Below are 12,472 nucleotides of genomic sequence, written 5' to 3'. Positions count from 1 at the left end.
CTATCTTAGAAAAATAACACAAGAATTGAAGCATGCTTTTGGCGTTGTACGACATAACTTGACTTATTAAAAGTGTTTTATTGATGTCTTCATTTAGGTTTTTAGAGGTCTGGTTTTGTCGTACATCGGGTTGATCATTCCAAATTGAATTTTATAGCGGTAAGCAAGAAGACAATCGCTGTATTTGTAAAAATAAATGTCGCCATTTCAGTAAAGTCGCTGGCAAATTATCACTTTCGATGCCTGTTTGAATACTACGTTGCAATATTGCCAAGCCCAAGTCCTCATATAATTGTGCAGCATGTTGTAATTTAAGCTTGTCTTGCGGATCGAGTACAGCACGTCCTGTATTGGCATAAAACTCAAGCACAGATTGGGTTTGCCAGATGGCAATATCCAAAGCCGAATAGTGCTGCTGCGTTTGCCATTGTTTTTTCTGTTGTAGTAATTTTTCAATCCGCCCTGTGATCAGTTCTGCCAAGCTGCTTTTTTTATAGGATGGATGATGGTAATCCAAACTAAAAATTTCTAAATGTTGTTTTTTTTGCAAAATGACACTACATGGAATGAGTTGAATATTCTGTTGTGAGCTATCCAAACGCACGAGTGTTGCTACAATTTTTTCATTTTGTTGCATTAGGGTTGTGAGGTGCTTAATCCGAACTTGATATTCAATTTCAATCGGTAAAGTGAGTTTTAAATGACAAGCATCATCATCCTGAATACGACATTCAAAACATTGTTGCTGTTCATTCAGTTCAGGTGCATCAATCTGTTGGTGGCGTAGTAATACATAACGATACAGATTTTGCTCCAAACTTGAGGTAGGTTGCACATATCGAACGAGATCAGACCAACGACTAACCCCGATATTCAACTGTTGAAAATCATCTAACGTCAGGTCTTGAAAACTTGCAAGTTGAGTAAACCGAGTGTCTGCACTCGCAGTGAGATTGACCTCAGAGCTTGCTTTGGAAATATTGAGTTGAATCTGATGCCTCAGTAAATAATCCAAAGAAGTACCCCAAATGCCTGTTTGTGCCACACTATTTTTGTCAAATGTGCTGTCTAAACGATTGGCTCGGGCTTGGGTGACTTCACGGCTATGCTGTTGTTCTACATCCCAAAATGTAAGTGTTAGACCTTGTGCACCGCTGTCGGTTTGCCACCATTCACAGCCCAAAGGAATTAAGCGTTCTGTACGCTGTTCTTGATAATCACGTTGCATAGTGCCTTTGAGACGCTTGAAATTTTTAGCTTGGTTTTGACTGTTTTGTAAGGCAAATAAATAAGCGTTTAAATAGGCGAGTTGTGAGAAAATCTGTTGTTCGTCCATTTGAAAGTCATCTTCTAGCAACTGTTGCATCATGCCGTGTAACTGTCTTAACTGTGTTGCCAAGCGAGGTAAATTTTGCGCACGTGCTTGCATATTTAAAATGTGCAATGACAAGACAGATTCTTTAGCGATATGAGAGAGACCTTGCTGAATAAAGTGTTGGCAAAGTTGTTGTAGTTCTTGGATAAATTCAACGTCTTCAGGGGTTAAAGTGTATGGATGATTGAGGTGAAGTTGTTGTTTTAAATCCTCTGGCCATTGCCATTGTTCAGGCGCATGCAGATGAAATACATAGGCAATACAGGCTAAATGTACAGCGTTTTTTTTGTTGTCGTTAATATCTGACAAAATCCCATCAAAAGCTGTTGGCGGGAAAAATAAAATTGGATTTTCGCTGAATGTGGTTTTAAAACTGATTTTTTCAGTTGATATTTCAAGAGAACAAGAGTCTTTATTCTCACAAAAATTTTCCCAAATTTCAAAAGCTAAACGGGTTTGTGCTTTGCCTATTTTTTTAAATAATGTGCTGTCTTTTAGGGCTAAAACTGTGTTTAACGCTGAATTTTGGACAACGCTTTCTGTCGCGATTGCTTTGACATTTTCTGCAAGGCGAGCAGGACTTTTCGCAGTTTCTAGATGCTCATGTGTATTATTTTGTTCAGTGCTTTCAATGGTCGTTTGAGTGATATGTTGATTTTGCTGTAACCAAAAAATACTGCTGAGAATATGTTTGCAACAACTTTGAGCAGGGCAGTTGCATTGTGCTTCGGTAATACCTTGTTCTGGTAAACATACTTCAAATTCTTCGACTTTAAATTGCAAAGGTGCAGTATTGCCTTCAATGAGTTGCACCTCTTCAAGTGACTTTTTGGCACGACGAATCAAGCCTGCGTTGCTATGTAAGGCTAAACTTTCTTCATCATAATGCAGATAAATTTGTCCAATCATTGCATCACCTCCGCAAACCAAGTGGCTAAATGCTCAGGTGTCATCGCAGCGATTTGCATACCACGTTGTTGTAATTTTTGTGCCATGTTGCTGTCATAAACAGGATTGGCTTGACTGTCCAAAGCTGCAAGTCCAAGCAATTTACAGCCTTGTTCATTCAGTTGCGCTGTCGTATTTAACAAATGCTGAACCGAGGCTCCTTCCTCAAAATCACTGATCAAAATCAAAATGCTACGATTCGGCTGCGTAATTTTTTGAGCACAATATTGCATGGCTTGACCAATATTGGTTCCGCCACCGAGTTGTACGGTAAGTAATACTTCGACAGGATCATGTGCCAAATGACTGAGGTCAACAATTTGTGTATCAAACAGCACCAAGCTGATTTTTATCGCAGGTAATGCTGCCAAAATGCTGGCACAAATTGCGGCATACATGACAGAGTCAAGCATTGAGCCACTCTGATCCACGCACAGTACAATTTCCCAAGATAAATGCTTTTGCACCCGCGCATTAAAAATTGGATTTTGAATGATCAGCTTTTTATGTTCAGGTTGATAATTTTTCAGGTTGGTGTGAATGGTGCGTTTCCAATCAAAATTCTGCGCTTGCTTGATATGGGTACGACGAAAACGATTGCGTCGCCCTTGTAGTGACTGCAAAAATTGCGTGCGAATTTTTTGTAATAATTCCTCAACCACTTGGCGAATCACATCACGTACCGCCTCTTTGGCTTCAGTACTTAAATGTCCACGCATACTGAGCAGGGCTTTGGCTGTGGCAGGATGAGGTGCTAACGCTCGGATACTTTGAGGGTCTTTAAGTAAGTCTTGCAGTTGATAGCGTTCGAGCGCATGTTTTTGCATACGTTCAAAGGTAGATTTGGGAAATAATTTACGACTTTGGTTGAGCCAATTGATTGCAGTCAATTGTGAGCCTTCAAGTCCACCATGTCGCTTAGAGCCTTGTTGAACGCCACGGCGTTTATATTCATTTTGATATAAATAATCGAGATTGCGTTCTAATCTCAGTTGTTCACCTGACAAATGGGCTGCTGATAAACTTTGATCGGAATAACGTCCTAAAATGAGTCGCCAACGTCGGGCAGCTTCTAGGCTGTCCAATACATTTTCATCTGAGTCTACATCGGATGGTGCGGTATTGTTGGATGTCATTTTGCCACTCCTGTAATCCAATGCTCAAGTTGATCATGCTGTAAAAGTTGTTGTAATTGTTGATTTAACTGAGCAGCCTGTAACATGTCTTGTTCACTAATATGACTGTGCGCTTGATCTAGAATCACATCTTCAGCAAGTCCTGCCATACGGGCGACTTTTTGTGAAACAGCAGAATTTTGCTTTGGACTGAGTTGACTGAAAATATAACGTAGATCAGGCAAAATCTGTAAAAAGGTTTCTTCTCGCCAATGTTTAACCAAATCATATAAAGCACTGATGGCAATGGGGGATTGCACAAAAATTTCAGGTGCAATTGCAAACATTCCTTGCACATATTGCACAGCTTCATTTGCATCACAGCCGACAGCAAAGGCAATTTTTAAATACTGCTGTAATTGTTCTTGATCAATCCGATGATCAAGAAACATTAGGGTATCCAAAGCACCTTTTAATTTACTGAGATGGAAGTGATCAAATTGCTGACGTTCAATATGCTGATAAAATAAGTCGAGTAATGTATCATTTTCTTGTTGCAGTTTTAGTTTAGAAACTGACAAAATTAAATGATGTAAAGTCTTAAAACTATTTAAATTTTCTTCAATTTTATCTTCATGGGTGTCATATAGTTGTTCGAGTAAGAAACAAGCTTGTTGCACTGAACGCACTAAACTGTGCTGTAAAATGTGTTCAGGTAATTGCAATAACTTTCGACCACTCCATAGATAATACAATTGCTGTGCAGCAGCCACGACTGAGTGTAAGCTTTGATCTGTTTCTAAATAATCATCTAACTGTTGTTGTAAAATATTCAGTTGTTCTTTTAAGCCCAAACGACAGGCTAAAGTCAGCAATTTTGAGGTTTCAAATGCCGATTGTCCGAGCCCATTTTGCTGATGATATTGCTGTAAAGCGAGAATTTTTCCTAAAGCGATGTGAGGTAATTGATCGCCCAATTCTGCAAGTTCAATTAAACGCGCTTCAACCGAAGGTGACCACGCATAACGCCATTCTTCAAATAGCAAATCCATGCCCGCGCCATGGGTGAAATCTGGACCTGATAAGCGATGTGCAAAGCCACAATCGACAAATTCAAGTAAATTGAGAAATTGACTGATTTCTTGCTGTAAAGGCTTGCGGTAAATATCAAGTTTTCGATGGCGAGGAATTGTATCGCTGACATTAAAACGATATTTTTCGATTTGTTTGAAAATATTTTGTAAGAGTGCGGGGCTGTGTTGATGTACAGCGACATTCCCCAGTTGTTGCCCGCTTAAATATGTATAAATTTCCTGAAATAACAGTTGTTGCCCATCGTCCACTTCACCTTTAACCAAGGCACTTTGTAAAGCATCTAAAAGATCGTAACGACTTGGGCGGTAATGACCGCGCAAATGTGCCAATTGCAATGCGAGTTCAGCCGTATTTTTTAGCGCAATATACGCAGTGACATCTAGAACTTTTTTATCCTCTAAATGATGACAAATTTCAGTGAGATATTTTAAAAACTGCTGTTGAATGAGAGCATCATCGATTTGTCCTTGATTCAAATCTTGCCAGAACTGTTGATAAAATGCGGGAGATGGCATACCTGACGCATAACCATTTAGCGCATCTAAACGGTCAAAACTATAACGAATTAACCATGCATTTTCCTGCCATTTGTCTTTTTTATTGACCTGAATAGGGTAGCGTTTTGCTGTGTCTTTTTTTGCTAAATTTTCAATCAAAGCCAAGGTGTGAAAACCACCTGTGACCACCAAAATTTTATGCTCAGGACTTAAACAGGCTTGGATTTTTTGCCACATGCAGTCTTCACGATGCAACGATGCTTCTTGTAATAGCACATCCTGTTCATAGTCCAAACGTGCCAATGAACACCATGTAAAGACATCCTCGAAAAATTTTTCAGCTTGCTTGAGTTTAGAAATACTTTGTAATTCAAATAAATGATCCCAAAGTTCATCATGGTTACGACAATGTAACTGCTGTGCAAGATTTTGAATATATTGGCTATGCGCTAAATAACGCTCAGAAATCAGATTTTTTTGAGACCAATCTAAGGAGTCATTTGCCAATTTAAAAGCACTTTGTTCTTGCCAAGACAGATCAATAAATTCAATTTTTGCGTGTTGTACAGCCCCTTGTTTTAATGCCACCCATTCAGGCGAATATTCACAAAATGGGTAATAGGCTGAAAACAGTGCAGGTGTTTGATTGCCTTGTGTATCTTGGTTTTGATTCGATTGTTTTGCCTGAGTGGCTTTTTCTTGTTGTGCTTGTGCAAAAATTGCAATTGGGGGTTGGGTATTTTCATCTAATAAAGCTTCAAGTAAAAACTGAAAGCGATGTGGTGCTTCGATTAAAATATGTGTGGGTTGTAATGCCTCAATATAATGTTGCAAGGCATAGGCACAAGCAGGGCTATGGTGACGTATAGGCGCAAAATAAACCTGTTGTGCTGCGGCGAGCGTTTGCTTGGCTTGAAATGCCTGTTGCAGTCGTTCAGGCAGTGCTGCTGCATGAAATTCTGCCATGGTTAAAACTCACGGCTAGCATCAAAAAAGGCTTTCCAATCTTGATCTTGGCGTGCACGTTCTTTGACCACACTGTCCAAATAATAACGTAGACGTTTGGCATCTTCAGGATTGTCTTTAAATACTACACCCATCAATTGCTGTGCGATATGTTCGGCTTGGAGTACGCCATTGCCCAAATAAATTGCCTGTAAACTTGCTGCATGCGCAATATTTACCGCTTCCGCCGTTGACATGACTGCATCAGGCGTTTTTAAGTTGGCACCTTGTAAGCTTTGACCTGTACGTAATTCATTGAAAATAGTGACAAGCAGCTCAATTACTTGCGGTGGTACGGTTAACTCTGAAAATAAATCACCGACTTGTTGTTTGAGTTGTAACTGTACCAACTCCACCTCAAAGGCACGGTTTTGAATAGGTTTCACAGTTTCAAAGTTAAAACGGCGTTTCAGTGCAGCAGACATTTCATGTACACCCCGATCACGTAAGTTGGCCGTGGCAATTAAGTTAAAACCATGTTGTGCGCAGACACTAAAATCTTGTCCCATTTCAGGAATCATCATTTGTTTTTCAGACAATAATGATACCAAAACATCCTGAATTTCAGGCGGGCAACGGGTAATTTCCTCAAAGCGTGCCAATTTTCCTTGTTGCATAGCAAAGTAAATAGGGGATGGAATTAAGGAACGATCCGAAGGACCTTCAGAGAGCAATAGGGCATAATTCCACGAATATTTAATATGGTCTTCGGTGGTTCCTGCGGTTCCTTGTACCGTAAGTTGAGAGTTGCCACTGATTGCGGCACTTAAGAGTTCTGACAGCATAGATTTGGCTGTACCCGGTTGCCCAACCAGCATTAGACCTTGATTGCCCATTAAGGTAACTAAGGCACGATCAACCAAAGCATCATCGCCATAAAATTTCTTTTGAATATTGAGCTGAGCGTTGCCCAAGATAAAATCCCGTACGGCATAGGCTGAAAGTTGCCAACCTTGTGGTTTACGCTTTTGGTCTTTTTCTTTTAAGCGTTGTAACTCATTAGCATATTTTTGTTCAGCACTGAGCTTTAAGGTGTATTGTCGATTATTATCCATATTGTGAATCATCTTGATATTCAGTTATATAATTCATCATAACGAGGCATGACAGGGAGCGCCAGCATTGTTAGCATGAATGCGACAAATTGTGACTTATGTATATATTTTTGTGTAACGGTATTATGGTTTTTTATATTTTTCGTCAAACGTACACAATTAGAGTTGAGATAATCATGCACAATCCTTAGTATTGGGCTAAACCCATAAAAATGAGTGGAGTAGAGTGCAAATGGCAGATTCTAATAATAAACAGACAAAGCGCATGTTATCCAATACATTTGGACTCGCTAAAAAAATAACTGCGACAGGTTTAAATATGTTAAATCATGTTGCGCCTAATTCTGTCACTAAGCTCAATCAAAGCCCTGCAAAAGATTCAGTTGTGGAAGGCAAAGCCCGTAATCAAAGCATGTTTGAAAAAAAACAATATGATAACCCGCAACAGATGATGCGCGAACATTTACCCAAAGTATCGAGTCAGTTATTAGGACGACATTATACAAAAATCAATAATGTAGCTTCATTTATTTCACCACAATTAAATGACAAAATGTCAGACTATTTTTTTGATAAATTGAATGATTTTGTTTCAGAGAGTAGTTCAGTTGATAAGCTGCTCAAAGAAGTCGGTGCCAAAGATTTAAAAGAACTCACCCAAGATCCAGCTCGCTCACAGCGCATTAGCCAAGCTTTAGCAAATCAAAATAAAATCCTTGCTGCTATTCAAGGTGCATTGACAGGTGCAACAGGTGTGATTGGTTCAGCGATTGATGTGCCAACATCGATTGCACTAGCTTTGCGTAGTATTTACCAAACAGGACGTGCACATGGCTTTGAGTTGAAGCCTGAGGATCATGAGATTGTTGAATTTATTTTCAAAAAAATTGATCTAGGTTCTGTGGCGGAAAAACAAGCGTTGTTAATTGCGGTACGAACATTTTCCACCACTTTACAAACCCATGATGTCAGTCAGTTTCAACAATTAGTGGGATCAAGCACCTCATCTGATGTATTGAAAAATTGGTTAAGTAATCAAGATGGTACATGGAAATGGTCTTGGTTGGACAATCTACCCCAATTTAAAATTGTGACTAAACTTGCACCCTTAGCATGTATGGGAATTAGTGCAAATTATAGTTGGAAATTGGTTGATGATGCGACTGAAAAAGCACAAATTGTATTTAAAGGGGCGCAACAATATCAAGCGCAACATCCTGAAGAAAATATAAGTGCTTTAGCTGCTTTTGAAAAGTCAGAAATCTTACTTACACAAGCCAGTTTATTGTTACAAGCACCAGAGCAAGAAGATGCAGCTTCCGTTCCTGCGATTGAAGAAACTGTAGAAAATGACGTTATTCAAGATGTGCAAGTATTGACAAAAGATGAGGCTCAGCAACTTAAAAGTAAGGAAGAAATCAGTATTGCAGATTTAGCCAAAGCGCATGTTGCCACAGAAAATTCGCTTTCTACTGATGAATCACAAGCGAGTGAGGTTGTAAAAACAGCAAAATTGACCGAAAAATCGCAAGCAGATGAAAAAAATGCAACAAAAGATGCACAAGATACACAGGCAAATGTTGACGTAGAAACAGTCATTGATCAGTCGAGTGAAAACGAAGCTGTGACGCAAAATGTTGAAGCGACAGCAAAATCTAACCGCAATAAAAAAGTTTAAAATAACATACATAAGATTTATTTTAGGTGAGTTGGAAAAAACATCTAAAAAAGATTGAAAAAATACATAGATGGTCAATATTTGATAAGTGTCGAATGTTGACCATTTTTACATCTTGACTTACAATTGCATGCCCTCAAAAAGCGGTATTTTTTTTGAGGCTTTTTATTAACGGGAGAATTGCCATATGGCAACAACAAATCAGTTGATCCGTAAGGGTCGCACAACTTTAGTTGAAAAATCTAAAGTTCCTGCGTTGAAGGCTTGTCCACAACGTCGTGGTGTTTGTACACGTGTTTATACAACTACACCTAAAAAACCTAACTCAGCAATGCGTAAAGTTTGCCGTGTGCGTTTAACTTCAGGTTTCGAAGTTTCTAGCTACATCGGTGGTGAAGGTCATAACCTACAAGAGCACAGTGTTGTTCTTATCCGTGGTGGTCGTGTTAAAGACTTACCAGGTGTACGTTACCATACCGTTCGTGGTTCTTTAGACTGTGCTGGTGTGAAAGATCGTAACCAGTCTCGTTCTAAATACGGTGCTAAACGTCCTAAGAAATAATTCTTTAAGAATTCAATCTTAAGATTATAGAACTGCAATCCTTTATCGTCTCGCTTGTCTGATTTCTGCATTTATTTTGTGAAATTCAAGCGACGTGTAGTAAGGCCAGCGAAAAGTACATGACACTTTGTACTGCTGCTGGATAAACCTGAAGTGTCATATTTATAGGTAGTTTAAAATGCCAAGACGTCGCGTAGTTGCTGCTCGTGAAATCCTTCCGGATCCGAAGTTCAGTAGCCAAACAATCGCTAAATTCATGAACCACGTAATGCAAGATGGTAAAAAATCTATTGCTGAAAGTATCGTTTACGGTGCTTTAGACCGCGTTCAAGAAAAAAACAAAGTAGACCCAGTTGAATTTTTTGAAGCTACGCTTGAAAAAGTTCGTCCAATGGTCGAAGTAAAAGCACGCCGTGTTGGTGGTGCTACATACCAAGTTCCTATGGAAGTACGCCCATCCCGTCGTACTGCTTTAGCGATGCGTTGGTTAGTAGATGCTGCTGCTAAGCGTTCTGAAAAAACTATGGCTTTACGTCTTGCTGGTGAGTTGCTTGATGCAGCTGAAGGTAAAGGCGCAGCAATCAAAAAACGTGAAGATGTGCATCGTATGGCTGAAGCCAACAAAGCCTTCTCTCACTACCGCTTCTAAGCGGCTAAAACAGTCCCTTATCAGGAGAATACTAATGCGAATTGCAGCACGATTTAACATCGCCCTCTACCAAAGTGGGGGATTTGCGGGAATTTAAGTTGCGCTTAAATCCGTATTAAGTATCCGTACGCATCAATACTTATTGATGCGTCCTGTTTTAAACAACAAAATTTAGGAATGCTAGAAATCATGGCTCGTCAAACCCCAATTTCTCGTTACCGTAACATTGGTATCTCTGCACACATTGATGCGGGTAAAACAACAACTTCAGAACGTATTTTGTTCTATACAGGTCAAAGCCACAAACTTGGTGAAACTCACGAAGGTTCTGCGACTACTGACTGGATGGAACAAGAGCAAGAACGTGGTATTACCATTACTTCAGCAGCTGTAACATGCTTCTGGTCAGGTATGGGTAACCAGTTTGATCAACACCGTATCAACGTAATTGACACACCGGGGCACGTAGACTTCACAATCGAAGTTGAACGTTCTATGCGTGTTCTTGACGGTGCTTGCATGGTTTACTGTGCGGTAGGTGGTGTTCAACCTCAGTCTGAAACTGTATGGCGTCAAGCGAACAAATATAAAGTTCCACGTATTGCGTTCGTAAACAAAATGGACCGTACTGGTGCGAACTTCTTCCGTGCTGTAGAACAAATGAAAACTCGCTTGGGCGCAAACCCAGTGCCGATCGTTGTTCCAATTGGTGCAGAAGAAAACTTCCAAGGTGTTGTTGACCTGATCGAAATGAAAGCGATTATCTGGGATGAAGCATCTCAAGGTATGAAGTTTGAATACGGTGAGATCCCAGCTGAATTGGTAGAATTAGCGCAAGAATGGCGTACTAACATGGTTGAAGCTGCTGCGGAAGCATCAGAAGAACTCATGGATAAATACCTAGAAGAAGGCGATCTTACTAAAGAAGAGATTGTTGGCGGTCTACGTACACGTACTTTGGCAAACGAAATTCAGCCAATGATGTGTGGTTCTGCATTCAAAAACAAAGGTGTTCAACGTATGTTGGATGCTGTAATTGAATTCTTACCTGCACCAACCGACGTTGAAGCGATCAAAGGTATTCTTGACGACAAAGACGAAACTGAAGGTTCTCGTGAAGCGTCTGATGAAGCTCCGTTCTCTGCACTTGCGTTCAAAATCATGAACGACAAATTCGTGGGTAACTTAACGTTCGTACGTGTTTACTCTGGTGTTCTTCAAGCAGGTAGCCCTGTTTATAACCCAGTGAAAATGAAACGTGAGCGTATTGGTCGTATTGTACAGATGCATGCGAACGATCGTCACGACATCGAAGAAATTCGTGCGGGTGATATCGCAGCGTGTGTAGGTCTTAAAGATACAACAACTGGTGATACATTATGTGATGAAAATCATGTAATTACACTAGAGCGTATGGAGTTCCCTGAGCCAGTAATTGCACTTGCAGTTGAACCTAAAACTAAAGCTGACCAAGAAAAAATGTCAGTTGCTTTAGGTCGTTTGGCAAAAGAAGATCCATCATTCCGCGTTCGTACAGATGAAGAATCTGGTCAAACGATTATTGCGGGTATGGGTGAGCTTCACCTTGACATCATTGTTGACCGTATGAAACGTGAATTCGGTGTAGAAGCAAACATTGGTAAACCAATGGTTTCTTATCGTGAAACGATCAAAAAATCGGTTGAACAAGAAGGTAAATTCGTACGTCAAACTGGTGGTAAAGGTAAATTCGGTCACGTATACGTACGTTTAGAACCGCTTGCTGAAGACGCTGGTAAAGATTACGAGTTCGCTGAAGAAGTTGTTGGTGGTGTAGTACCTAAAGAATTCTTTGGTGCGGTTGACAAAGGTATTCAAGAACGTATGAAGAATGGTGTCCTTGCTGGTTACCCAGTTGTAGGCATCAAAGCGACATTATTCGACGGTTCTTACCACGATGTCGACTCTGACGAATTATCGTTCAAAATGGCAGGTTCTTATGCCTTCCGTGATGGTTTCATGAAAGCGGATCCTATCCTTCTTGAACCAATCATGAAAGTAGAAGTAGAAACTCCAGAAGACTACATGGGCGATATCATGGGTGACTTAAACCGTCGCCGTGGTATGGTTCAAGGTATGGACGATTTACCTGGTGGTACTAAAGCGATTCGTGCAGAAGTTCCACTTGCTGAGATGTTCGGTTACGCAACTCAAATGCGTTCTATGTCTCAAGGTCGTGCGACATACTCTATGGAATTTGCTAAATATGCAGAGACTCCACGTAACGTGGCTGAAGGCATCATTTCTAAATTCCAAAATGGTGGTAAAAAAGGTGACGACGAGTAATCTTTCGATTACTATAAGCCCAACTAATACATAGTTAAAAACCAAGTGCTCATGTAGTGACCCTACATGAGTAGTTTAAAAAGGAAGAACTCATGGCTAAGGCTAAGTTTGAACGTAATAAGCCACACGTAAACGTGGGCACAATCGGTCACGTTGACCATGGTAAAA

The 12,472-nt window shown here is 40.1% G+C and carries 8 protein-coding genes and 1 pseudogene; 5 read left to right on the top strand and 4 right to left on the bottom strand.

Features of this window, described 5'->3' with window-relative positions; all coding sequences use genetic code 11:
- Positions 1-151 precede the first annotated feature (151 nt).
- Genes HX129_RS14310 through HX129_RS14295 form a run of 4 tightly spaced genes read right to left on the bottom strand, consistent with a single transcriptional unit; the run spans position 152 to position 7,090 of the window.
- Positions 152-2,284, bottom strand: a complete 2,133-nt coding sequence (locus tag HX129_RS14310) for a hypothetical protein (protein WP_286434585.1) — start codon at positions 2,282-2,284, stop codon at positions 152-154.
- Positions 2,281-3,459, bottom strand: coding sequence for a VWA domain-containing protein (locus HX129_RS14305; protein WP_286434587.1), 1,179 nt, complete (start codon positions 3,457-3,459; stop codon positions 2,281-2,283). The genes HX129_RS14310 and HX129_RS14305 overlap by 4 nt, the downstream gene beginning before the upstream one ends.
- The gene (locus HX129_RS14300; protein WP_286434589.1) at positions 3,456-5,996 is read right to left on the bottom strand and encodes a DUF5682 family protein; all 2,541 of its coding nucleotides are present in this window, start codon (positions 5,994-5,996) and stop codon (positions 3,456-3,458) included. The genes HX129_RS14305 and HX129_RS14300 overlap by 4 nt, the downstream gene beginning before the upstream one ends.
- Positions 5,997-5,998: 2 nt before the next feature.
- Positions 5,999-7,090, bottom strand: a complete 1,092-nt coding sequence (locus tag HX129_RS14295) for an ATP-binding protein (RefSeq protein ID WP_130074242.1) — start codon at positions 7,088-7,090, stop codon at positions 5,999-6,001.
- A gap of 232 nt (positions 7,091-7,322) precedes the next feature.
- Here HX129_RS14295 and HX129_RS14290 point away from each other — a divergent pair, with 232 nt between their 5' ends.
- The 5 genes and pseudogenes from HX129_RS14290 to HX129_RS14270 form a co-directional block, all read left to right on the top strand.
- On the top strand, positions 7,323-8,768 hold the full coding sequence (locus tag HX129_RS14290; RefSeq protein ID WP_286434591.1) for an EcsC family protein: 1,446 nt from the start codon (positions 7,323-7,325) through the stop codon (positions 8,766-8,768).
- 187 nt (positions 8,769-8,955) lie between these two features.
- Positions 8,956-9,330, top strand: a complete 375-nt coding sequence (gene rpsL, locus HX129_RS14285; RefSeq protein WP_000246374.1) for a 30S ribosomal protein S12 — start codon at positions 8,956-8,958, stop codon at positions 9,328-9,330.
- 178 nt (positions 9,331-9,508) lie between these two features.
- Positions 9,509-9,979 carry a 30S ribosomal protein S7 gene (gene rpsG / locus HX129_RS14280; protein ID WP_004901967.1) on the top strand — a complete coding sequence of 157 codons (471 nt, stop codon included), beginning with the start codon at positions 9,509-9,511 and terminating at the stop codon, positions 9,977-9,979.
- A gap of 189 nt (positions 9,980-10,168) precedes the next feature.
- Complete coding sequence (gene fusA / locus HX129_RS14275; RefSeq protein WP_180047889.1) at positions 10,169-12,304, top strand: elongation factor G; 2,136 nt, start codon at positions 10,169-10,171, stop codon at positions 12,302-12,304.
- Positions 12,305-12,396: 92 nt separating this feature from the next.
- Positions 12,397-12,472: pseudogene (locus HX129_RS14270) on the top strand (hypothetical protein); the annotation flags it as partial.

Origin of the sequence: Acinetobacter sp. 251-1 (genome assembly GCF_030329305.1) — a bacterium.
Lineage (GTDB): Bacteria > Pseudomonadota > Gammaproteobacteria > Pseudomonadales > Moraxellaceae > Acinetobacter > Acinetobacter piscicola_A.
This window is presented reverse-complemented; position numbering and strand designations above follow the sequence as displayed.